This window comes from Shigella sp. SIG3 (assembly GCF_053555855.1).
Genome location: NZ_JBQZXE010000005.1, coordinates 18,957 through 41,364 on the forward strand (window position 1 = coordinate 18,957; position 22,408 = coordinate 41,364).

The 22,408-nt window shown below is 50.5% G+C and carries 19 protein-coding genes, 2 tRNA genes and 1 pseudogene; 3 read left to right on the plus strand and 19 right to left on the minus strand.

Translation table 11 applies throughout. The annotated features are described in order from the left end of the window. Positions 1 to 217 precede the first annotated feature (217 nt). From rpsO to ACUU1I_RS02395, 7 genes are all read right to left on the minus strand, one after another. On the minus strand, positions 218 to 487 hold the full coding sequence (gene rpsO / locus ACUU1I_RS02365; RefSeq protein ID WP_000059466.1) for a 30S ribosomal protein S15: 270 nt from the start codon (positions 485 to 487) through the stop codon (positions 218 to 220). A gap of 148 nt (positions 488 to 635) precedes the next feature. Then, positions 636 to 1,580: a tRNA pseudouridine(55) synthase TruB gene (gene truB, locus ACUU1I_RS02370; RefSeq protein ID WP_000089695.1), complete on the minus strand. Its 945-nt coding sequence runs from the start codon at positions 1,578 to 1,580 to the stop codon at positions 636 to 638. Then, positions 1,580 to 1,981 carry a 30S ribosome-binding factor RbfA gene (gene rbfA / locus ACUU1I_RS02375; protein ID WP_001040205.1) on the minus strand — a complete coding sequence of 134 codons (402 nt, stop codon included), beginning with the start codon at positions 1,979 to 1,981 and terminating at the stop codon, positions 1,580 to 1,582. Before rbfA ends, truB begins: the two co-directional genes overlap by 1 nt. A 163-nt stretch (positions 1,982 to 2,144) precedes the next feature. Continuing rightward, positions 2,145 to 4,793, minus strand: a complete 2,649-nt coding sequence (infB, locus tag ACUU1I_RS02380) for a translation initiation factor IF-2 (protein WP_000133055.1) — start codon at positions 4,791 to 4,793, stop codon at positions 2,145 to 2,147. Positions 4,794 to 4,817: 24 nt separating this feature from the next. After that, a complete protein-coding gene (nusA, locus tag ACUU1I_RS02385; RefSeq protein WP_001031057.1) occupies positions 4,818 to 6,305 on the minus strand; it encodes a transcription termination factor NusA in 1,488 nt (495 codons plus the stop codon). Between the two features lie 27 nt (positions 6,306 to 6,332). Continuing rightward, on the minus strand, positions 6,333 to 6,785 hold the full coding sequence (gene rimP, locus ACUU1I_RS02390; RefSeq protein WP_001300397.1) for a ribosome maturation factor RimP: 453 nt from the start codon (positions 6,783 to 6,785) through the stop codon (positions 6,333 to 6,335). A 206-nt stretch (positions 6,786 to 6,991) separates the two neighbouring features. Continuing rightward, positions 6,992 to 7,068: transfer RNA gene (locus tag ACUU1I_RS02395), tRNA-Met, on the minus strand. A 347-nt stretch (positions 7,069 to 7,415) separates the two neighbouring features. Between ACUU1I_RS02395 and argG the strand changes: the two genes are divergently transcribed. Then, positions 7,416 to 8,759 carry an argininosuccinate synthase gene (gene argG, locus ACUU1I_RS02400; protein ID WP_000207682.1) on the plus strand — a complete coding sequence of 448 codons (1,344 nt, stop codon included), beginning with the start codon at positions 7,416 to 7,418 and terminating at the stop codon, positions 8,757 to 8,759. A 7-nt stretch (positions 8,760 to 8,766) separates the two neighbouring features. Here the strand turns inward: argG and ACUU1I_RS02405 are convergent. The 7 genes and pseudogenes from ACUU1I_RS02405 to rlmE all read right to left on the minus strand — a co-directional run bounded on the left by ACUU1I_RS02405 (position 8,767) and on the right by rlmE (position 16,443). Further along, a pseudogene (locus tag ACUU1I_RS02405) lies at positions 8,767 to 10,392 on the minus strand (sulfatase-like hydrolase/transferase). 458 nt (positions 10,393 to 10,850) lie between these two features. After that, positions 10,851 to 10,937: transfer RNA gene (locus tag ACUU1I_RS02410), tRNA-Leu, on the minus strand. A 14-nt stretch (positions 10,938 to 10,951) separates the two neighbouring features. Next, a complete protein-coding gene (secG, locus tag ACUU1I_RS02415; RefSeq protein ID WP_005050778.1) occupies positions 10,952 to 11,284 on the minus strand; it encodes a preprotein translocase subunit SecG in 333 nt (110 codons plus the stop codon). 227 nt (positions 11,285 to 11,511) lie between these two features. Continuing rightward, positions 11,512 to 12,849, minus strand: coding sequence for a phosphoglucosamine mutase (gene glmM / locus ACUU1I_RS02420; RefSeq protein WP_000071151.1), 1,338 nt, complete (start codon positions 12,847 to 12,849; stop codon positions 11,512 to 11,514). Continuing rightward, positions 12,842 to 13,690, minus strand: a complete 849-nt coding sequence (gene folP / locus ACUU1I_RS02425) for a dihydropteroate synthase (protein WP_000764731.1) — start codon at positions 13,688 to 13,690, stop codon at positions 12,842 to 12,844. Before folP ends, glmM begins: the two co-directional genes overlap by 8 nt. 89 nt (positions 13,691 to 13,779) lie before the next feature. Continuing rightward, positions 13,780 to 15,714, minus strand: a complete 1,935-nt coding sequence (gene ftsH / locus ACUU1I_RS02430) for an ATP-dependent zinc metalloprotease FtsH (protein WP_001107467.1) — start codon at positions 15,712 to 15,714, stop codon at positions 13,780 to 13,782. Between the two features lie 99 nt (positions 15,715 to 15,813). Further along, positions 15,814 to 16,443, minus strand: coding sequence for a 23S rRNA (uridine(2552)-2'-O)-methyltransferase RlmE (gene rlmE, locus ACUU1I_RS02435; RefSeq protein ID WP_000145975.1), 630 nt, complete (start codon positions 16,441 to 16,443; stop codon positions 15,814 to 15,816). Between the two features lie 125 nt (positions 16,444 to 16,568). On the opposite strand from rlmE, the gene yhbY reads away from it, so the two are divergent. Beyond that, a complete protein-coding gene (gene yhbY, locus ACUU1I_RS02440) occupies positions 16,569 to 16,862 on the plus strand; it encodes a ribosome assembly RNA-binding protein YhbY (RefSeq protein WP_001054421.1) in 294 nt (97 codons plus the stop codon). A 155-nt stretch (positions 16,863 to 17,017) separates the two neighbouring features. Here the strand turns inward: yhbY and greA are convergent, their stop codons facing one another. Then, entirely contained in the window at positions 17,018 to 17,494 is a 477-nt protein-coding gene (greA, locus tag ACUU1I_RS02445) for a transcription elongation factor GreA (RefSeq protein WP_001148001.1), read from the minus strand. A 247-nt stretch (positions 17,495 to 17,741) separates the two neighbouring features. Here greA and dacB point away from each other — a divergent pair, with 247 nt between their 5' ends. Further along, positions 17,742 to 19,175 (plus strand): serine-type D-Ala-D-Ala carboxypeptidase, encoded by a 1,434-nt coding sequence (gene dacB / locus ACUU1I_RS02450; protein ID WP_001212659.1) that lies wholly within the window; start codon positions 17,742 to 17,744, stop codon positions 19,173 to 19,175. Positions 19,176 to 19,360: 185 nt separating this feature from the next. Here dacB and cgtA read toward each other — a convergent pair whose 3' ends face one another. From cgtA to rplU, 4 genes are all read right to left on the minus strand, one after another. Beyond that, positions 19,361 to 20,533: an Obg family GTPase CgtA gene (cgtA, locus tag ACUU1I_RS02455; RefSeq protein ID WP_000673561.1), complete on the minus strand. Its 1,173-nt coding sequence runs from the start codon at positions 20,531 to 20,533 to the stop codon at positions 19,361 to 19,363. A 15-nt stretch (positions 20,534 to 20,548) separates the two neighbouring features. Beyond that, positions 20,549 to 21,514 carry a DMT family transporter gene (locus tag ACUU1I_RS02460; RefSeq protein WP_000813037.1) on the minus strand — a complete coding sequence of 322 codons (966 nt, stop codon included), beginning with the start codon at positions 21,512 to 21,514 and terminating at the stop codon, positions 20,549 to 20,551. 126 nt (positions 21,515 to 21,640) lie between these two features. After that, positions 21,641 to 21,898, minus strand: a complete 258-nt coding sequence (gene rpmA / locus ACUU1I_RS02465) for a 50S ribosomal protein L27 (RefSeq protein ID WP_000940595.1) — start codon at positions 21,896 to 21,898, stop codon at positions 21,641 to 21,643. A gap of 20 nt (positions 21,899 to 21,918) precedes the next feature. Beyond that, the gene (rplU, locus tag ACUU1I_RS02470) at positions 21,919 to 22,230 is read right to left on the minus strand and encodes a 50S ribosomal protein L21 (RefSeq protein ID WP_000271401.1); all 312 of its coding nucleotides are present in this window, start codon (positions 22,228 to 22,230) and stop codon (positions 21,919 to 21,921) included. Positions 22,231 to 22,408: the final 178 nt, after the last annotated feature.

Sequence of the window (22,408 nt, forward strand, 5' to 3'; positions counted from 1 at the left end):
ACCTTACGGCACTGGTGTTAATACCCGATCTTCTGCGCATCCTCGCGACTAATGACAACCCTAACCCAGCTCTATGTGGGTAAAGCCTCTCATTAGCCGCGCGAACCTCTGCAACGGAAGATCATTCATAGCAACAATACATTAGTTTCCAGTGAATTGCTGCCGTCAGCTTGAAAAAAGGGGCCACTCAGGCCCCTTTTTCTGAAACTCGCAAGAATTAGCGACGCAGACCCAGGCGCTCGATGAGCTGGGTGTAACGTGCTACGTCTTTACGTTTCAGGTAGTCGAGCAGTTTACGACGCTGAGAAACCATGCGCAGCAGACCACGACGGCTGTGGTGATCTTTTTTGTGCTCTGCAAAGTGGCCCTGCAGGTGGTTGATCTGTGCAGTCAGCAGTGCTACCTGAACTTCAGTAGAACCGGTGTCGTTTGCGTCACGACCAAACTCAGAAACGATTTTAGCTGTTGCTTCAGTACTTAGAGACATTTTAAAACTCCAAAGTATATAGAATGAAAGGACGCCGATCTCTAATTCAGCGATCCCAGTGTACGTTACGCAAAGTGTTAAACAATTTACGCGACGTTAAGCGGCAGTATTCTACTCGTAGCGACCTGTTATCGCAAGACGGTTAACATTACGCCGGGTATTCAACCACCAGGCGACGAGGCGCAACGCGGCCTTCATCGTCAATTTCACCCATACCGATAAATTTGCCGTTCTCACCTTCTGTAACGCGAACCAGTCCTTCCAGCGGCGCACCGGATGTACGAACTGGGTTACCATTTTTGAAGTAAACAGAAGACGTTAACGGAAGATTCACCACCGGGTAGTCCGAAGCTGGACTGTCCATTGGCATCAGTAATGGATCAAGTAACTCCGCAGCCGGAATATCCTGCTGTTCGGCTTGTTCGACCAGTTCACGCAGATGTTCCAGGGTCACAATCCGTTCAACCGGATATTTACTTACCGCCAGACGACGCAGGTAAATAACATGCGCGCCACAACCGAGTTTTTCACCCAGGTCATCAATGATGGTGCGGATATAAGTGCCTTTTGAGCAGTGAATTTCCAGCTCCAGCTCATTGCCTTCGTGGCGAATAAACAGCAATTCATAAACGGTAATCGGGCGCGCTTCACGCGGTACTTCAATGCCCTGACGCGCATATTCGTACAGTTTTTTACCCTGATATTTCAGTGCTGAATACATCGAAGGGATCTGTTCGATATCGCCACGGAAAGTATCCAGCGCCGCCGCCAGTTGCTCTGCGCTAAAGGTTACCGGACGTTCTTCAACGATTTGTCCGTCGGCATCAGAAGTATCGGTACGCTGTCCAAGACGCGCAATGACCCGATAGCGTTTGTCGGAGTCCAGCAGATACTGGGAAAACTTCGTCGCTTCCCCGAGGCAAATTGGCAACATGCCAGTTGCCAGCGGGTCCAGCGCACCGGTATGCCCGGCACGGTTGGCGTTATAAATCCGTTTCACTTTTTGCAGCGCATCATTGCTGGACATACCCTGCGGTTTATCCAGCAACAAAACGCCGTTAATGTCGCGACCGCGACGACGAGGACGACTCATTAGTCCTCCTTGCTGTCGTCCGGGTTAACACGACGTTCTTCGTCATGTTTGACCACGCTGGTCACCAGGTTTGACATGCGCATCCCTTCAACCAGAGAGTTGTCGTAGAAGAAGGTCAGTTCCGGCACGATACGCAGGCGCATCGCTTTCCCCAGCAGGCTGCGGATGAAACCAGAAGCTTCTTGCAACGCTTTGATGCCCGCTTTAACCGCGTCTTCATCTTTGTCGTTGAGGAACGTCACATATACTTTGGCATACGCCAGGTCGCGAGACATTTCGACACCGGAAACGGTGGTCATCATGCCCAGGCGAGGATCTTTAATTTCACGCTGCAGGATGAGAGCGATCTCTTTTTGCATTTCCTGCGCTACGCGCTGCGGGCGACCAAATTCTTTCGCCATAATAAATTCTCCTGACAAAAAAGGGGCTGTTAGCCCCTTTTTAAAATTAATTTCAGGTGGAAGGGCTGTTCACGTTGGCCTGATAAGACGCGCCAGCGTCACATCAGGCAATCCATGCCGGATGCGGCGTAAACGCCTTATCCCGCATGGAACCCTAAAAACCTTAAGCGATGGTACGTTGGATCTCGATGATTTCGAATACTTCGATCACATCGCCAGTGCGGACGTCGTTGTAGTTCTTAACGCCGATACCACATTCCATACCGTTACGGACTTCGTTAACGTCATCTTTGAAGCGGCGCAGGGACTCCAGCTCGCCTTCGTAGATAACCACGTTGTCACGCAGAACGCGGATCGGGTTGTGACGTTTAACCACACCTTCGGTAACCATACAGCCTGCGATGGCACCAAATTTCGGCGATTTGAACACGTCACGAACTTCCGCCAGACCGATAATCTGCTGTTTCAGTTCCGGAGACAGCATACCGCTCATCGCCGCTTTCACTTCGTCAATCAGGTTATAGATGACGGAGTAGTAACGCAGATCCAGGCTTTCCGCTTCAATCACTTTACGTGCAGAGGCATCAGCACGTACGTTGAAGCCAACCAGGATGGCGTTGGACGCCGCAGCCAGGGTGGCGTCGGTTTCGGTGATACCACCTACGCCAGAACCGATGATCTTCACTTTAACTTCGTCAGTAGACAGTTTCAGCAAGGAGTCGGAGATCGCTTCCACAGAACCCTGTACGTCTGCCTTCAGGACGATGTTCACTTCGTGAACTTCGCCTTCGGTCATGTTGGCGAACATGTTCTCGAGTTTAGATTTCTGCTGACGCGCCAGTTTAACTTCGCGGAATTTACCCTGACGATACAGTGCAACTTCACGCGCTTTCTTCTCGTCACGTACAACGGTAACTTCATCACCCGCAGCCGGTACGCCGGACAGGCCGAGGATTTCCACCGGAATGGACGGACCCGCTTCCAGCACTTCCTGACCCAGTTCGTTACGCATCGCACGAACACGACCGTATTCGAAGCCACACAGAACGATATCGCCCTTGTGCAGAGTACCTTCACGTACCAGAACGGTAGCAACCGGACCACGACCTTTATCGAGGAAGGATTCGATAACCGCACCGCTCGCCATACCTTTACGTACCGCTTTCAGCTCCAGAACTTCCGCCTGCAGCAGGATAGCGTCCAGCAGTTCATCGATACCAGTACCCGCTTTCGCAGACACATGTACGAACTGGCTTTCACCGCCCCACTCTTCCGGCAGGATGCCGTACTGGGAGAGTTCGTTCTTAACGCGATCCGGATCGGCTTCTGGTTTATCGATCTTGTTCACTGCAACGACCACCGGAACCTGCGCCGCTTTCGCGTGCTGGATTGCTTCGATCGTCTGCGGCATTACGCCGTCGTCGGCAGCAACAACCAGGACTACGATGTCCGTTGCCTGCGCACCACGAGCACGCATTGAAGTAAACGCGGCGTGCCCCGGGGTGTCCAGGAAGGTGATCATGCCGTTTTCAGTTTCAACGTGGTATGCACCAATGTGCTGAGTAATGCCGCCCGCTTCGCCAGAGGCCACTTTCGTTGAACGAATGTAGTCCAGCAGAGAGGTTTTACCGTGGTCAACGTGACCCATGATGGTCACAACCGGCGCGCGCGGTTCAGCCGCAGCACCCGTGTCACGGTCGCTCATTACCGCCTCTTCCAGCTCGTTTTCACGACGCAGGATAACTTTATGGCCCATCTCTTCAGCAACCAGCTGTGCGGTTTCCTGATCGATAACCTGGTTGATGGTTGCCATTGCGCCCAGTTTCATCATCGCTTTGATGACCTGAGAGCCTTTAACCGCCATCTTGTTCGCCAGTTCGCCAACGGTGATAGTTTCGCCGATCACAACGTCACGGTTAACGGCCTGAGCAGGCTTCTGGAAGCCTTGCTGCAGCGAAGAACCTTTACGTTTTCCGCCTTTACCGCCACGTACTGCTGCGCGTGCTTCTTCACGATCAGCTTTTGATTCAGCGTGTTTGTTGCCTTTCTTCGGACGCGCTGCTTTCGCGTTACGACCACGGCCACGGCCGCCTTCGACTTCACGATCGCTTTCGTCTTCTGCCTGGCGAGCATGTTGAGAAGTAGTGACGTGATAATCGCTGGAATCTTCAGTCGGTTCCGCGTTATCAGTCCATTTGTTTTCTTCCGCCATACGACGTGCTTCTTCAGCAACGCGACGTGCTTCTTCTTCGAGTTTACGACGCGCTTCTTCTTCAGCTTTACGCTTGAGCTCTGCAGCTTCCTGCTCACGGCGGGCTTTTTCAGCCTGGGCGTTTTTAGTCATATCGTCTTGTTGATTGCTCACTTTGTCTTTTTCCGCAGCTTCACGTTTCGCTTGTTCAGCAGCTTCACGCTTAGCTTGTTCTGCGGCCTCACGTTCAGCTTTTTGTTGCGCCTCGCGTTTAGCCGATTCTTCTGCCTCACGACGGGCTTGCTCTTCCGCTGCAAGGCGTTCAGCCTCTTGCGGATCGCGTTTCACAAAGGTGCGTTTCTTGCGGACTTCGATTTGTACCGATTTGCTTTTTCCACCGGTACCAGGAATGTTAAGGGTGCTGCGTGTTTTACGTTGCAGCGTCAATTTGTCCGGGCCTGAATTTTTCTGATTCAGGTGGTCAATCAAAGTCTGTTTCTCTTGTGCAGACACAGAGTCGTCAGCAGACTTCCGGATACCTGCATCAGCAAATTGCTGTACCAGGCGTTCCACGGAGGTCTGTCGCTCTGCGGCCAGCGTTTTAATCGTTACATCTGTCATGCTGTTCCTTCCTGCTACAGTTTATTACGCTTCGTCACCGAACCAGCAAATATTACGGGCAGCCATAATCAGTGCTCCGGCTTTTTCGTCGGTCAACCCTTCGATATCAGCCAGATCATCAATGCCCTGTTCGGCGAGATCTTCCAGCGTACAAACGCCACGGGCGGCCAGTTTGAATGCCAAATCACGATCTACCCCTTCAAGGTTCAGCAGATCGTCAGCCGGTTTGTTATCACCGAGGCTTTCTTCCTGGGCCTGTGCAATGGTGGCCAGTGCATTTTTAGCACGCTCGCGCAGTGCTTCAACGGTCGGCTCATCAAGGCCTTCGATTTCCAACAGCTCTTTCATCGGCACATAGGCCAGTTCTTCCAGCGTCGAGAAACCTTCTTCTACCAGAACAGTCGCGAAGTCTTCGTCGATGTCGAGATATTTGGTGAAGGTGTCGATCGCTGCGTGCGCTTCCGCCTGATGCTTAGCCTGCAGGTCGTCAACGGTCATTACGTTGAGTTCCCAACCGCTCAGCTGCGAAGCCAGACGCACGTTCTGACCGTTACGGCCAATCGCCTGCGCCAGGTTACCGGCTTCAACGGCGATATCCATGGTGTGTTTATCTTCATCCACCACGATAGAAGCAACGTCTGCCGGTGCCATTGCGTTAATCACAAACTGCGCCGGGTTATCATCCCACAGGACGATATCGATACGCTCGCCGCCCAGTTCAGTAGAAACCGCCTGAACACGCGCGCCACGCATACCTACGCAAGCACCTACCGGATCGATACGTTTATCGTTGGTTTTCACCGCGATTTTCGCACGAGAACCCGGGTCGCGAGCCGCTGCTTTAATTTCAATCACTTCTTCGCCGATTTCCGGCACTTCAATACGGAACAGTTCGATCAGCATTTCCGGCTTGGAACGAGTGACGAACAGTTGCGCGCCACGCGCTTCCGGGCGAACGGAATAAAGCACGCCACGAACGCGGTCGCCAGGGCGGAAGTTTTCACGCGGCAGCATATCTTCGCGCAGGATCACGGCTTCAGCATTGTTGCCCAGATCCAGAGAGATGTTGTCGCGGTTTACTTTTTTCACCACGCCGGTGATGATTTCACCTTCGTGTTCACGGAACTGATCAACCACCATCGCACGTTCGGCTTCACGCACTTTCTGCACGATAACCTGTTTTGCCGTCTGGGTGGTGATACGGTCAAAGGTAACAGACTCAATCTGATCTTCAACGTAATCGCCCAAGTTCAGGCTTTCATCTTCATAACGTGCGGCTTCAAGGGTGATTTCCTTGGTCGGCTGGGTGACTTCATCAACAACTAACCAGCGACGGAAGGTGTCAAAATCACCGCTTTTGCGATCGATCTGTACACGGACGTCGATCTCTTGCTCATATTTTTTCTTTGTTGCTGTCGCCAGCGCGCTTTCCAATGCTTCGAAAATCTTCTCGCGAGGTAGCGCCTTTTCATTGGATACGGCTTCAACTACAGCCAAAATTTCTTTGTTCATCGCGGGCTTTTCACCTCATCCAGACTATTAAAAGTGGGGAACCAGGTTCGCCTTCTGGATATTACTCAGCGCGAACACTTCATCTTTACCTTCGACGGTAACTGTGATCATTTCACCGTCTACCGCTTTGATAACGCCCTGCCATTTACGACGGTTTTGTACCGCCATACGGAGAACCAGAGTCACCTCTTCTCCGACAAAACGGGCGTAGTGTTCAGCCGTGAACAGTGGGCGATCGAGACCCGGTGAGGAGACTTCCAGGTTATAAGCAACGGTGATGGGATCTTCAACATCCAGCACAGCACTTACCTGGTGGCTCACATCAGCACAATCATCAACATTGATGCCATCTTCACTATCAATATAGATGCGCAGTGTGGATGTGCGACCGCGAATAAATTCGATGCCTACCAGTTCAAAACCCAGGGCCTCAACTGGCGCAGTAATCATCTCTGTTAATTTTTGCTCTAATGTGGACAAGCCCACCCCCAAGACATAAAAAAAGGGCCTAAAGCCCAGTTATTCTGTAGTCAGATAACAAAAAACCCCGATAAATCGGGGCTTTATATAACTGAACCCTATAACCGCAACTGCGGTCTGGAGCACTTTCCAGAAGGATTTTTTCAAATCCCACTACGAAGGCCGAAGTCTTCACAGTATATTTGAAAAAGGACTCTAAGGGAAAGTGGTTGCGGGGGCCGGATTTGAACCGACGACCTTCGGGTTATGAGCCCGACGAGCTACCAGACTGCTCCACCCCGCGCCTGAAACGTGGCAAATTCTACTCGTTTTGGGTAAAAAATGCAAATACTGCTGGGATTTGGTGTACCGAGACGGGACGTAAAATCTGCAGGCATTATAGTGATCCATGCCACATTTTGTCAACGTTTATTGCTAATCACGTGAATGAATATCCAGTTCACTTTCATTTGTTGAATACTTTTGCCTTCCCCTGCTCTCCCTTAAGCGCATTATTTTACAAAAAACACACTAAACTCTTCCTGTCTCCGATAAAAGATGATTAAATGAAAACTCATTTATTTTGCATAAAAATTCAGTGAGAGCGGAAATCCAGGCTCATCATCAGTTAATTAAGCAGGGTGTTATTTTATGACGACGATTCTCAAGCATCTCCCGGTAGGTCAACGTATTGGTATCGCTTTTTCCGGCGGTCTGGACACCAGTGCCGCACTGCTGTGGATGCGACAAAAGGGAGCGGTTCCTTATGCATATACTGCAAACCTAGGCCAGCCAGACGAAGAGGATTATGATGCGATCCCTCGTCGTGCCATGGAATACGGCGCGGAGAACGCACGTCTGATCGACTGCCGCAAACAACTGGTGGCCGAAGGTATTGCCGCTATTCAGTGTGGCGCATTTCATAACACCACCGGCGGCCTGACCTATTTCAACACGACGCCGCTGGGCCGCGCCGTGACTGGTACCATGCTGGTTGCTGCGATGAAAGAAGATGGCGTGAATATCTGGGGTGACGGTAGCACCTATAAAGGAAACGATATCGAACGTTTCTATCGTTATGGTCTGCTGACCAATGCTGAACTGCAGATTTACAAACCGTGGCTTGATACTGACTTTATTGATGAACTGGGCGGCCGTCATGAGATGTCTGAATTTATGATTGCCTGCGGTTTCGACTACAAAATGTCTGTCGAAAAAGCCTACTCCACAGACTCCAACATGCTTGGTGCAACGCATGAAGCGAAGGATCTGGAATACCTCAACTCCAGCGTCAAAATCGTCAACCCGATTATGGGCGTGAAATTCTGGGATGAGAGCGTGAAGATCCCGGCAGAAGAAGTCACAGTACGCTTTGAGCAAGGTCATCCGGTTGCGCTGAACGGTAAAACCTTTAGCGACGACGTAGAAATGATGCTGGAAGCTAACCGCATCGGCGGTCGTCACGGCCTGGGCATGAGCGACCAGATTGAGAACCGTATCATCGAAGCGAAAAGCCGTGGTATTTACGAAGCTCCGGGGATGGCACTGCTGCACATTGCGTATGAACGTCTGTTGACCGGTATTCACAACGAAGACACCATTGAGCAGTATCACGCGCATGGTCGTCAGTTGGGCCGTCTGCTGTACCAGGGGCGTTGGTTTGACTCCCAGGCGCTGATGCTGCGTGACTCTCTGCAACGCTGGGTTGCCAGCCAGATCACTGGTGAAGTTACCCTGGAGCTGCGCCGTGGGAACGATTATTCAATCCTGAATACCGTCTCAGAGAACCTGACCTACAAGCCAGAGCGTCTGACGATGGAAAAAGGCGACTCGGTGTTCTCGCCAGATGATCGTATTGGTCAATTGACCATGCGTAATCTGGATATCACTGATACCCGAGAGAAACTTTTTGGTTATGCCAAAACTGGCCTGCTTTCCTCCTCTGCCACTTCAGGCCTGCCGCAGGTGGAGAATATGGAAAACAAAGGCCAGTAATTCGACATCAACCCTGCCCTTCAGGGGTGGGGTTACCTTGCTTATCCTCTGTAAACTCCTTTCTGAGCATCACATAATCGAAAACATCATGGTTTGCATCCACAACCCGTGAGTCTCCTTTATAGTGTGCAATCACTTCCTCAAGCGTTTGCGGCTGTTCCGGCTTTGTTACCCCCATCCACGCATTAATAAGGTAATTATTGTAAGCTGTCGAAAAGATATTGTTTTCCGTTGTGCGATCCACGCCATCCCCAAGAACGGGGCTATAACAGATAAACATCGGGACATGATATGCCTGCTGGCTAGCCTCCCTGCCTCCATGAAAATAGACGTTCTTCTTCGTAGGGTCACGTTCCAGGCCGTGGTCGGCAAAATACATGACCGAGGCGCGGCGATCTTTTAATAATTCAAAAAACTGACCTAGCAAACTATCTGTGTAATGAATGGAGTTGTCATAGCAGGCATCCTGATCGTCCTGCGGTTGAAACACGCGCTGGATTGCGGATAGGCGCTACAAGCCGGTTCATGGCTTCCATTTAAATGAAGAACAATCAGTTTCTTTTGCTGCGTATTTTGCTGTAATGCTTGCGATAAATGCGGCAACAACAATTCATCAAATCCTCTGACATAAACTGTTTCCATGGCGCGCATGGCGATACTGGTAACTGCTGTACCATTCTGCCGAAAAGCGGATTGCGAGCTTAGCCAGAAAGTCTGAAATCCTGCTTGATTAGCCATATTAATAATGTTGTCGGGGTAATTATGAATGTCATGACTCAAAACAGAATCAGCAGTTAAAGAAAGGGGAACCGACAGCGCAGTGTAAGGTGCGCCGCTTATTGCTTGATTAAACAGTTTGATCTGTTTTCTTTGTGCTTCAACTTGCGGTGTCGTAGAGCGTGTATATCCATACAAAGACATATTGTCGACACGTACAGACTCCCCCACAATCAACACGTAGGTATCAATACTTGTATCCCTGACTGATAATTGAAAATACGGCACCGTGTTTGCAATTGAGAGTAATCTTTGATGCTCTTTCGCTGCTAAAGCAAAATAGTTGAGATTGAAAAACGGCGTATAGGTAGCAAATCACGACGCTAGTATATATGGACTGAACGCTTTTTTATTTTTTGCATCTTTATAAGCAAATTGACAAGCGGAAAATAAACTGCCCGAAATGACAATCAGCAATAATATTCCTGTCACTTTTTTTGTCGGCAAGGAAACATCATATTTTATTATTACTGCCAAAAAAAAAAGGGATAAAAAAGCAAAAGCACATAGATAAGGGATATACATCCCCAGCATTTTCACAACTTCATCCGGATCACTCTGCAGCACACTAATCGCAAATCCATCATTGAAAGTTGTACCAAAGGTACACCATGAATAGAGGCTAATACTCATGTCTGCCGCAGTCAGTAACACAAATGGTGCGGCAACAAGCAGGCGAAGCGGAAGGGATGATATACGTTTAACAACCAGGATGGTCAGGACGAAGAACAGCAATCGCTGAACCATATGCGCTCCGGAAGAGGCGACTAAGTTCGTAATACCAAAAACAATAACACAAAGATACAACAACCAATGAGATTTAAAATCTTCTAGCAAATTTGTTGAATACTGTCATCCAGAAATCCAAGTTCACAACCAATATAAACAATTATCAACAATGTTCAATTTTATATCAGACATGTTTTTCAACTCTGAACCATATCAGACCGAAACACTGTTAGTTTTTTCTTTTTAAATGATGCGACCATTGCGTTCTCAGTAATTAAATAACATTATCAATGCGTCTCTAAACATTACGCAGAACGTAGCCATCAGTAGTTATACTGACAGGAGCAGGATGGTTTATCGAGAAGTAAACATATCCGTATTCGTACCGGAACTGGAGTTGACACAATAAAGTGCCAATTATGTCAGCAGTAGGGAAAAGTTTATAACTAAGGCGTACCGGCACCATCGTTTCAAGGTACCAGCTACGAGTAAAGCAACTGGACGAGATACAGATACCTGACAACCATTCATCAGACCAGGACCAAAACGAAAAGAGACGCTTTTCAGCGTCTCTTTTCTGGAATTTGGTACCGAGGACGGGACTTGAACCCGTAAGCCCTATTGGGCACTACCACCTCAAGGTAGCGTGTCTACCAATTCCACCACCTCGGCACGGATACTACTTTTTAGTTCGGGATATCGCTGGTCGGCTTAGCCGGAGCAGCTGGCTGAGTTTGTTCGGTTTTCGCCGGTGCACTCAGATTTTCCCATTCGCTACCTCTATTGGTTTTGTTGCTATTGATGTTACCCAGCACCAGACTGATGATGAAGAATAACGTTGCCAGCAGCGCCGTCATGCGGGTCATGAAGTTACCAGAACCACTTGAACCAAACAGCGTAGCGGAAGCGCCTGCTCCGAAGGAGGCTCCCATATCAGCGCCTTTACCTTGCTGCAGCATGATCAGACCAACAAGGCCAATTGCCACAATAAGGAAAACTACTAAAAGAGCTTCGTACATAATCAACCTGTTCCTTGCGGAGTTGCCGCGTACCAATGCTTCAACCAATAAAGCGGGAGTTTTTAATCTTTCCCACTGAAGCGGGTGTGAATACTAACCAAAGCGAATGACCTTCGCAAGGGCAATTTTATCGCATTGTATCAACTGCGGAAAAAAACAGCAAAACCGATGTGTTCGCCGAGAAAAAAGGCGACAATCGCCGCCTTTTTAGCCAGTTATCTAACGCTTTAAACGGCTTTTACTGCATCGGCGATGCGGTGTGCAAATTCAGTCACCTGCGCTTCGTCTTCGCCTTCCACCATCACGCGAATTAACGGTTCGGTGCCGGATTTACGCAGCAACACGCGTCCACGGTTGCCCAGCGCAGCTTCAACCTCTGCGGTCACGGCTTTAACTGACTCATGCTCAAGCGGATCGCCGCTACCTGCGGTGTAACGTACGTTAACCAGAATCTGCGGGAACATTTTCATGCCGCTGCAAAGGTCGTGCAGGCTCATATGGTTACGTGCCATCGCCGCCAGCACCTGCAAGCCAGCAACGATGCCGTCACCGGTAGTGGTTTTATCCAGCAGGATCACATGACCGGAATTCTCTGCACCGATACGCCAGCCTTTCTCCTGCATTTTTTCCAGTACGTAGCGGTCACCCACTTTCGCGCGCGCAAATGGAATTCCTAACTGTTTCAGCGCCAGTTCAAGCCCCATGTTGCTCATCAATGTACCCACAGCGCCACCACGCAGCTGGCCCTGACGAAGACCTTCACGCGCGATGATATACATGATCTGATCGCCATCGACTTTATTGCCTTCATGGTCAACCATAATCACGCGATCGCCGTCGCCGTCGAAGGCAATACCGAGATCCGCTTTTTCAGCCAGCACACGAGCCTGGAGCACGCGAACGTCGGTAGCCCCCACTTCGGCATTGATGTTTACACCGTTTGGCTCACAACCGATAGCGATAACGTTCGCCCCCAGTTCGCGCAGCACGTTCGGCGCGATGTGATAAGTCGCACCGTTTGCACAATCCACCACAATCTTCAGTTCACTGAGGCTAAGTTCGTTCGGGAACGTGGCTTTGCAAAACTCGATATAGCGACCCGCGGCATCAACGATACGGCTGGCTTTACCCAGTTCTGCCGAATCAACGCAGCTGATCTCCTTTTCCATTTCCGCTTCGATGGCCTCTTCTACCGCATCCGGCAGTTTAGTGCCGTCGATAGAGAAGAATTTAATCCCATTATCGTAGAACGGGTTATGCGATGCAGATATCACAATTCCGGCCTCTGCGCGGAAGGTACGCGTCAGATAAGCCACGGCCGGTGTTGGCATCGGGCCAGTGAAGAGTGCGGAAAGGCCCGCTGCCGCCAGACCCGCTTCCAGTGCTGACTCCAGCATATAGCCAGAAATACGCGTGTCTTTACCAATAATAATCTTACGGGAGCCGTGGCGCGCCAGCACTTTACCCGCGGCCCAACCCAGCTTAAGCACAAAATCAGGTGTGATCGGCGCATCCCCTACACGACCACGAATCCCATCGGTACCGAAATATTTACGATTACTCATAGCGTTTGTTTTCCTTTGCAGACAGAGTGGCTTCCACCACCCGCATCGCTTCTACGGTTTCTTTGACGTCATGAACACGAATGATGTGCGCGCCTTGCATTGCGGCAATGACCGCACAGGCCAGACTACCGCTCAGGCGCTCGGACGGCCCCACGTTCAGCAGCTGCCCAATCATCGATTTTCGTGACATACCCACCAACAGCGGCAGGTTGAAATGGTGAAATTCAGCCAGGCGCGCCAGTAATGAATAGTTATGGGAGAGATTTTTACCGAAACCGAATCCGGGGTCGAGCAACAATTTCTCTTTTGCGATACCCGCCTGCTCGCAACGTGCTATTTGCTCAATAAAGTAGCGATTCACTTCTGCAAAGACATCGTCATACTTCGGAGCTTCCTGCATGGTTTTTGGATTTCCCTGCATATGCATCAGACAAACCGGTAAACCGGTTTCTGCAGCCGCCTCCAGAGCGCCAGGTTCGGAAAGGGAGCGGATATCATTAATAATGTGAGCGCCAACTTTCGCTGACTCACGGATGACTTCTGGTTTGGATGTATCGACCGAGATCCAGACTTCGAAGCGTTGAGCAATTGCCTCAACCACAGGAATAACACGTTGCAACTCTTCTTCAACGCTAACTTCCGCCGCCCCTGGGCGCGTGGACTCGCCACCAACGTCAATGATCGTCGCGCCAGCATTGATCATCAGATTCGCATGTTTCACCGCATCTATCAGCGAGTTATGCGTGCCACCATCCGAAAAGGAATCAGGCGTGACGTTGAGGATCCCCATTACGTGAGGATGGCTAAGGTCCAGTGAAGTACCCTGGGCAAAGAGTTTCATGATGTTATCCCTGGTATGAATTGATAAGAAAAAACCCCGGAGCACGCCCCGGGGTTTTCGGTACAAATACAGTCATCTGATGCGGGAACTTACTTGTCGCCTAACTGCTCTGACATGGTGTTACCCGGGTTCGGCGTACGCGGTTCATCAACCGGACGAGGAGCCTTTGGACTACCATTGTCGCCAGAATTGTTAGAAGCGCCTGGTTCTTCCCAGCCCGCTGGCGGACGTACATCGCGACGTGCCATCAGGTCATCAATCTGCGGTGCGTCGATAGTCTCATATTTCATGAGAGCATCTTTCATCGCATGCAGAATATCCATATTGTCGGTCAGAAGCTGACGCGCACGATTATAGTTACGCTCAATCAGTGCTTTCACTTCCTGGTCGATGATACGTGCAGTTTCATCGGACATATGTTTCGCTTTCGCTACGCTACGGCCGAGGAATACTTCACCTTCTTCTTCCGCGTACAGCAGTGGACCCAATTTCTCAGAGAAGCCCCACTGAGTCACCATGTTACGTGCCAGGTTGGTCGCAACTTTAATATCGTTGGACGCACCGGTAGAAACATGTTCCGGCCCGTAGATGATCTCTTCTGCCAGACGACCACCGTACAGCGTAGAAATCTGGCTTTCCAGTTTCTGACGGCTGGCGCTGATTGCGTCGCCCTCAGGCAAGAAGAAAGTCACACCCAGCGCACGACCGCGTGGGATAATCGTCACTTTATGCACCGGATCGTGTTCCGGCACCAGGCGACCGATAATCGCATGACCCGCTTCGTGGTAAGCCGTTGATTCTTTCTGCGCTTCCGTCATCACCATGGAGCGACGTTCCGCACCCATCATGATTTTGTCTTTCGCTTTCTCGAACTCAACCATCGACACAACGCGTTTGTTGCCACGAGCAGCGAACAGTGCCGCTTCGTTCACCAGGTTCGCCAGGTCAGCACCGGAGAAACCAGGAGTACCACGGGCAATGATTGCCGCGTCGATATCGGGTGCCAATGGTACGCGACGCATGTGAACTTTCAGGATCTGCTCACGACCGCGAACATCTGGCAAGCCGACCACAACCTGGCGGTCGAAACGGCCAGGACGCAACAGGGCCGGGTCGAGAACGTCCGGACGGTTAGTCGCGGCGATAACGATGATACCTTCGTTACCTTCGAAGCCATCCATCTCAACCAGCATCTGGTTCAGAGTCTGTTCACGTTCATCGTGACCACCGCCCAGACCAGCGCCACGCTGGCGGCCTACGGCGTCGATTTCATCGATAAAGATGATGCACGGTGCCGCTTTCTTCGCCTGTTCGAACATGTCACGAACACGGGATGCACCCACACCGACGAACATTTCTACGAAGTCAGAACCGGAGATAGTAAAGAACGGAACTTTCGCTTCGCCTGCAATCGCTTTCGCCAGCAACGTTTTACCGGTACCCGGAGGACCGACCATCAGGACGCCTTTCGGGATCTTACCGCCGAGTTTCTGGAAGCGGCTCGGCTCGCGCAGATACTCTACCAGTTCAGCAACTTCTTCTTTTGCTTCGTCGCAGCCCGCAACGTCAGCAAAGGTCGTTTTGATCTGATCTTCCGTCAGCATGCGCGCTTTGCTCTTACCAAACGACATGGCACCTTTGCCACCGCCGCCCTGCATTTGACGCATGAAGAAGATCCAGACACCAATCAGCAACAGCATCGGGAACCAGGAGATGAAGATAGAAGCCAGCAGGCTTGGTTCTTCAGGCGGTTCACCGACAACCTTGACGTTCTTGGTCAACAGGTTATCCAGTAATTTCGGATCCTGAACCGGAATGTAAGTGGTATAACGGTTACTATCTTTCTTGGTAACGTTGATTTCACGTCCGTTGATACGCGCTTCACGAACCTGGTCGTTATTGACCTCTTGTAGGAAGGTAGAGTAATCCACCTTACGGCCATTAGACTCGCTGGGCCCAAAGCTCTGGAATACTGACATCAGCACAACGGCAATGACCAGCCAGAGTATTAGGTTTTTCGCCATGTCACTCAAGGGATTAACCTCTTATTACAACTGTGTTAAAAACAGCGTCAGGATACTCTATATCCAGCATCTTTCAAACTTTCGTCTGAAATCTCCCGGTTAGGGTTTACGCCCGGTCGCTACAATATACACTTCTCGCGAACGTGCACGAGAAGAGTCCGGCTTACGAACTTTGACCTTCGTAAACAGGGAGCGAATTTCCCTTAGATACTCATCGAAACCTTCGCCCTGGAACACCTTCACTACAAAACTGCCACCTGGCGCTAATACATCACGACACATTTCTAGCGCCAGTTCCACCAGATACATGGCACGGGGGATATCCACCGCCGGTGTTCCGCTCATGTTTGGTGCCATATCGGACATGACAACCTGGACTTTGCTGTCGCCAACGCGCTCCAGCAGTGCTTTCATCACCAGTTCATCACGAAAATCGCCCTGAAGAAAGTCCACACCAACGATAGGATCCATAGGTAAAAGATCGCAAGCGATGATGCGGCCTTTGCCGCCAATTTGGGTGACCACATATTGTGACCAACCACCCGGAGCAGCACCAAGGTCGACAACCGTCATTCCCGGTTTAAAGAGTTTGTCACTTTGCTGTATTTCATCAAGTTTAAACCAGGCACGGGAACGTAATCCCTTTTTCTGTGCCTGTTGAACATATTTATCGCTAAAGTGTTCCTGAAGCCAGCGGCTGGAGCTGGCAGAACGCTTCTTACCTGTCATTTAACTTTCCCATGGGGATAACTCATCGTAACCAATTGCGTAAATTTTTACGCGCCTATTTGGTGATATATGGGAGATGGCGGTAGAATGACCCGTTTTCAATCCCAACGTAAGCAAAAAATACGATGAATCTGAGTACTAAACAAAAACAGCACCTGAAAGGTCTGGCACATCCGCTCAAGCCAGTTGTTCTGCTTGGCAGTAATGGTTTGACCGAAGGGGTGCTGGCCGAGATTGAACAAGCGTTAGAGCACCATGAACTCATCAAGGTGAAAATCGCCACCGAAGATCGCGAAACAAAAACCTTGATCGTGGAAGCTATCGTGCGCGAAACCGGCGCCTGTAATGTACAGGTCATCGGTAAAACGCTGGTGCTTTATCGCCCAACTAAAAAACGTAAAATCTCGCTGCCACGCTAAGATTATCCTAAAGTTACACACATTTGCTGTGTAAAACGAGGGGTTTTCCGCAGGCAGGAGAGCAAAATGCCACGCTCTGTTCGTTGATAAAAGGCCGCAGAGCGGCCTTTTTCCTTTCTTTACAATACATCAACATCTTGAGTATTGGGTAATTCTTACAGGTATTCCACCTTAATTACTTCAAATTCTACTTCGCCGCCCGGCGTTTTGATGACCACAACATCATCTTCTTCTTTGCCGATCAGGCCACGAGCAATAGGCGAGTTTACAGAAATCAGGTTTTGTTTAAAGTCAGCTTCGTCATCGCCAACGATGCGATAAGTCTGTTCTTCGTCAGAATCCAGATTCAGCACCGTTACGGTAGCACCAAAAATAACGCGCCCATTGTTGGGCATTTTGGTGACATCAATCACCTGCGCGTTTGACAGCTTGGCTTCGATGTCTTTGATACGGCCTTCGCAGAAGCCCTGCTGTTCACGAGCTGCGTGGTATTCGGCGTTTTCTTTCAGGTCGCCATGCTCACGCGCTTCCGCGATAGCAGCAATGATTTCAGGACGGCGCACAGATTTCAGAAAATCCAGCTCTTCGCGTAATTTTTCAGCGCCGCGTAAGGTCATCGGAATAGCTTGCATTTGTTATACCTCTTGAATATTCCTGATGGGGCAAGTCTTCACCCACCCCGGCTGTTCGGCCTGCCCGGCATAACTCCTCACCGGGACCAGAAGCAAAAAAATACCGACCCGGGTACAAGTCCCAGGTCAGCTACAATTCACATTTTGATGGTCATTTTACCCTGAAGTTCCCGAAGGGTCATCGTTTACTTTATAGGGCGTTGCGCCGTAGTATGACGGCTCGATTCCAGGTTGTTAGCGCGAGATTATGCGATTTTCCAGATTTATCATCGGATTGACCAGCTGTATAGCGTTCAGTGTTCAGGCCGCGAATGTTGATGAGTACGTTACTCAACTCCCCGCAGGTGCCAACCTTGCCCTGATGGTGCAAAAAGTCGGTGCGTCGGCCCCCGCTATTGATTACCACAGTCAGCAGATGGCGCTGCCCGCCAGTACCCAGAAAGTGATTACTGCGCTGGCGGCGTTGATTCAACTCGGCCCCGATTTTCGTTTCACCACGACGCTTGAAACCAAAGGCAATGTGGAAAACGGCGTACTTAAGGGTGACTTAGTGGCGCGATTTGGTGCCGATCCGACGTTAAAACGTCAGGATATTCGCAATATGGTCGCGACTTTGAAAAAATCTGGCGTCAACCAAATCGATGGCAATGTGTTGATAGATACCTCCATTTTCGCCAGCCACGATAAAGCCCCCGGCTGGCCATGGAATGACATGACACAATGCTTTAGCGCTCCGCCTGCTGCCGCCATAGTTGACCGCAACTGTTTCTCCGTCTCGCTCTACAGTGCCCCAAAGCCTGGTGATATGGCTTTTATACGCGTGGCATCTTATTACCCCGTTACGATGTTCAGCCAGGTACGCACCCTCCCCCGTGGTTCTGCCGAAGCGCAATACTGCGAACTGGATGTGGTGCCAGGCGACCTGAACCGCTTTACGCTGACGGGATGCCTGCCACAACGTTCTGAGCCGCTCCCGTTGGCTTTTGGCGTGCAGGATGGAGCCAGCTATGCCGGTGCAATTCTGAAAGATGAGTTAAAACAGGCGGGTATCACCTGGAGCGGAACACTGCTGCGCCAGACTCAGGTTAACGAACCTGGAACGGTAGTTGCCAGTAAACAGTCGGCCCCGCTGCACGATCTGCTTAAGATTATGCTGAAAAAGTCGGACAACATGATCGCCGATACGGTTTTCCGCATGATCGGCCATGCGCGCTTCAATGTGCCTGGAACATGGCGGGCTGGGTCGGACGCCGTGCGTCAGATCCTGCGCCAGCAAGCCGGTGTCGATATTGGTAACACCATTATTGCCGATGGTTCAGGGCTTTCGCGGCATAACCTGATTGCCCCCGCCACCATGATGCAGGTGCTGCAATACATTGCCCAACACGACAATGAACTTAACTTTATCTCCATGCTGCCGCTTGCGGGCTATGACGGCTCTTTGCAGTACCGTGCAGGTCTGCATCAGGCGGGCGTGGATGGCAAAGTCTCAGCGAAAACCGGTTCGTTGCAGGGGGTATATAACCTGGCGGGATTCATTACCACAGCGAGCGGGCAACGAATGGCATTTGTACAATATCTTTCTGGCTATGCAGTAAAACCCGCGGATCAGCGTAATCGCCGTATTCCGTTAGTGCGTTTTGAAAGCCGTTTGTACAAAGATATTTATCAGAACAATTAGTCAAAAAGAAACCCCGGCGCATGGCCGGGGTTTCAGATTATTGACAAAGTGCGCTTTGTTTATGCCGGATGCGGCGTGAACGCCTTATCCGGCCTACAAAATCGTGCAAATTCAATATATTGCAATCATCTTGTAGGCCTGATAAGTGTAGCGCATCAGGCTTATTTGGCATTGGTCATTAGTGATTAACGCTTGTAAATGAACTCAACGCCTTCTTCGTCGTCTTCGTCCCAGTCGTCATCCCAGTCTTCATCATCCTCTTCAGCAATCTCTTCAAGCTGCTGACGGTGATAATCATCCCACATGAATTCGACTTTCTCTGGCTGTTTCGCTTCTTCAGCCTGCACGACCGGGTTTTCAATGATAAAGGTCATCACATCCCAGCAGAGATCTTTCACGCCCAGTCCGCTCGCCGCAGAGATCAGATAATATTTATCTTCCCAGCCCAGCGCTTCAGCGATCGCTTTCGCTTTCTCTTCGGCTTCTGCCTTATCCAGCAGATCGATCTTGTTGAAGACTAACCAACGCGGTTTCGCCGCCAGATCCTGGCTGTATTTTTCCAGCTCGCTGATAATAATACGCGCGTTTTCAACCGGATCGGTGCCGTCAATCGGATCGATATCGATGAGGTGCAACAGGACGCGGCAACGTTCCAGGTGCTTCAGGAAGCGAATGCCCAGACCTGCGCCTTCCGCAGCGCCTTCAATCAGTCCTGGAATATCGGCAACAACGAAGCTCTTTTCGTTGTCCATTCGTACCACACCCAGACTTGGCACCAGAGTGGTAAACGGATAATCCGCCACTTTCGGTTTAGCCGCCGATACCGCACGAATAAAGGTCGATTTACCCGCGTTTGGCATCCCCAACATACCGACGTCAGCCAGCAGCATCAGCTCCAGCAGCAGCTCACGCTTATCGCCCGGCGTACCGTTAGTTTTCTGCCGTGGTGTACGGTTAACTGACGATTTGAAACGGGTATTGCCCAGACCGTGCCAGCCGCCCTTAGCAACCAGCAGACGCTGACCGTGTTTAGTCATATCACCCATGGTTTCACCAGTACCCTGGTCGATTACACGCGTACCTACCGGCACTTTAATCGTCACGTCTTTACCGCGCTTACCGGTACAATCGCGGCTTGCGCCGTTCTGACCGCGCTCTGCACGGAAAGATTTTTCAAAACGATAATCGATAAGCGTGTTCAGGTTCTCGTCGGCTTCCATCCATACGTCACCACCATCACCGCCGTCGCCGCCATCCGGGCCGCCTTTCGGAATATACTTTTCGCGGCGGAAGCTCACGCAACCATTACCGCCATCACCTGCAACGACCAGAATCGATGCTTCATCAACAAACTTCATTTTATTCTCCGTAAATCATTCGCCTGCGCGGGGTTGCGATACCACCGTTGTATGCTTACGTAATCCGCCCCAAATACGATGACCAATGGCGGAATACATCGCGCCCGCAACCACGACAAACGCACCGAGATAACCTAAAAGGTTTAACATCGGTCTGGCGAAGAAATCGGGCCAGGCCAGTGATAAAAGATCTGAAAAAAACAGCGTAAACAGTGGGGTGAGCGTGATGATCGCGCTCACCTGAGCTGCCTGCCAGCGAGCCATCGCTTCCGCCAAGGCGCCATATCCTACCAAGGTATTCAGTCCGCAAAAAATTAAACATGCGAGCTGCCAGTGGCTAAGCTGCGCTATCACTCCAGGCTTTGCCAGAGGGAAGAGCGCGATTGTACATAAAGTGTACAGTAAAAACAGGATCTGCGGTGAGGCCAGCCGACGCAATAAAACCTTTTGCGCCACGCCATAACTCACCCAAACCGTCGCCGCACCGACCCCAAAGATAACTCCCCAGGTGTAATCGGTGAGCTTTGTAAATATCTCGACCAGACTGGTGTTAAAAAACATCACCAGACCGCTCAGGAGCATCAATGCCCCTACAACCTGAGTGCTGCGCATTTTCTCTTTCAGGATAAATACGCTGGCAACCATCATGCCAACTGGCGAGAGTTGCCCAATCACCTGCGAAGCGGTCGGACTCAGGTATTGCAAGGATGAGCTGAACAGGATGAAGTTCCCAAACAGCCCGGCGGTCGCCACTGCCAACAAAATCAACCAGCGTGGCTTACGAAACACGCGTAATGGCGGCAACCTCTTCTTCACCGCAAGAATGGCACCAAGGCCAATACTCGCCATCAAGAAACGGTAAAACACGATTGTCGGAGGTTCCATCACCTCCAGCACCTGCTTCATTGCGATTGGCAACGCCCCCCAGCAAATTGCTGTGGTAAGCGCCAAAAGAATGCCAATGCCTGCCTGCTGCTTCATACCGTATTCCCTGCAAAGCGCATTTGCGGATTAACGTCGCACCATGCGCATTTTTACCGGTTATCGAATGTAAAAAGCCCCGCAACGTGTTGCGGGGCTTTCATCCGTTACCGGGACGCGAAAAACTTATTCAGCTTCGATGCTGATAAATTTACGGTTTTTCGGGCCTTTAACTTCGAATTTCACTTTACCGTCTGCTTTAGCAAACAGAGTGTGGTCACGACCGCAACCTACGTTAGCGCCAGCGTGGAATTTGGTACCACGTTGACGAACGATGATGCTACCCGCCAGAACGGATTCGCCACCGAAACGCTTAACGCCCAGGCGTTTAGCTTCTGAATCGCGACCGTTACGTGTGGAGCCGCCAGCCTTTTTATGTGCCATTTGAAATCTCTCCTCAGGTCTTAGGCGCTGATGCCAGTAATTTTCACATCAGTGAACCACTGACGATGGCCCTGCTGCTTACGATAGTGTTTACGACGACGAAACTTAACGATTTTAACTTTCTCGCCACGACCGTGAGCAACAACTTCAGCTTTGATTACGCCGCCATCAACGAAAGGAACGCCGATTTTGACTTCTTCACCGTTTGCGATCATCAGCACTTCAGCGAACTCAACAGTTTCGCCAGTTGCGATGTCCAGCTTTTCCAGGCGAACGGTCTGACCTTCGCTTACTCGGTGTTGTTTACCACCACTTTGGAAAACCGCGTACATATAAAACTCCGCTTCCGCGCACACCTTTTCAATGATTCAAAGTGCGCTATAAATATTCACAATAGGGCGCGAATATTACGCAAAACGCACGCCTTTGACAAGTGCTACAGTCAATACACGAAGAAAAAAAACACAACTTGTACGGTAACGTTTATCTGTGCCATTTTTTCAGTACAAT

What these genes read in the sequence shown, in the direction of transcription:
- rpsO (WP_000059466.1), bottom strand. Translation starts at nt 487, where the DNA reads ATGTCTCTAAGTACTGAAGCAACAGCTAAAATCGTTTCTGAGTTTGGT.
- truB (WP_000089695.1), bottom strand. Translation starts at nt 1,580, where the DNA reads ATGAGTCGTCCTCGTCGTCGCGGTCGCGACATTAACGGCGTTTTGTTG.
- rbfA (WP_001040205.1), bottom strand. Translation starts at nt 1,981, where the DNA reads ATGGCGAAAGAATTTGGTCGCCCGCAGCGCGTAGCGCAGGAAATGCAA.
- infB (WP_000133055.1), bottom strand. Translation starts at nt 4,793, where the DNA reads ATGACAGATGTAACGATTAAAACGCTGGCCGCAGAGCGACAGACCTCC.
- nusA (WP_001031057.1), bottom strand. Translation starts at nt 6,305, where the DNA reads ATGAACAAAGAAATTTTGGCTGTAGTTGAAGCCGTATCCAATGAAAAG.
- argG (WP_000207682.1), top strand. Translation starts at nt 7,416, where the DNA reads ATGACGACGATTCTCAAGCATCTCCCGGTAGGTCAACGTATTGGTATC.
- secG (WP_005050778.1), bottom strand. Translation starts at nt 11,284, where the DNA reads ATGTACGAAGCTCTTTTAGTAGTTTTCCTTATTGTGGCAATTGGCCTT.
- glmM (WP_000071151.1), bottom strand. Translation starts at nt 12,849, where the DNA reads ATGAGTAATCGTAAATATTTCGGTACCGATGGGATTCGTGGTCGTGTA.
- folP (WP_000764731.1), bottom strand. Translation starts at nt 13,690, where the DNA reads ATGAAACTCTTTGCCCAGGGTACTTCACTGGACCTTAGCCATCCTCAC.
- ftsH (WP_001107467.1), bottom strand. Translation starts at nt 15,714, where the DNA reads ATGGCGAAAAACCTAATACTCTGGCTGGTCATTGCCGTTGTGCTGATG.
- rlmE (WP_000145975.1), bottom strand. Translation starts at nt 16,443, where the DNA reads ATGACAGGTAAGAAGCGTTCTGCCAGCTCCAGCCGCTGGCTTCAGGAA.
- yhbY (WP_001054421.1), top strand. Translation starts at nt 16,569, where the DNA reads ATGAATCTGAGTACTAAACAAAAACAGCACCTGAAAGGTCTGGCACAT.
- greA (WP_001148001.1), bottom strand. Translation starts at nt 17,494, where the DNA reads ATGCAAGCTATTCCGATGACCTTACGCGGCGCTGAAAAATTACGCGAA.
- dacB (WP_001212659.1), top strand. Translation starts at nt 17,742, where the DNA reads ATGCGATTTTCCAGATTTATCATCGGATTGACCAGCTGTATAGCGTTC.
- cgtA (WP_000673561.1), bottom strand. Translation starts at nt 20,533, where the DNA reads ATGAAGTTTGTTGATGAAGCATCGATTCTGGTCGTTGCAGGTGATGGC.
- ACUU1I_RS02460 (WP_000813037.1), bottom strand. Translation starts at nt 21,514, where the DNA reads ATGAAGCAGCAGGCAGGCATTGGCATTCTTTTGGCGCTTACCACAGCA.
- rpmA (WP_000940595.1), bottom strand. Translation starts at nt 21,898, where the DNA reads ATGGCACATAAAAAGGCTGGCGGCTCCACACGTAACGGTCGCGATTCA.
- rplU (WP_000271401.1), bottom strand. Translation starts at nt 22,230, where the DNA reads ATGTACGCGGTTTTCCAAAGTGGTGGTAAACAACACCGAGTAAGCGAA.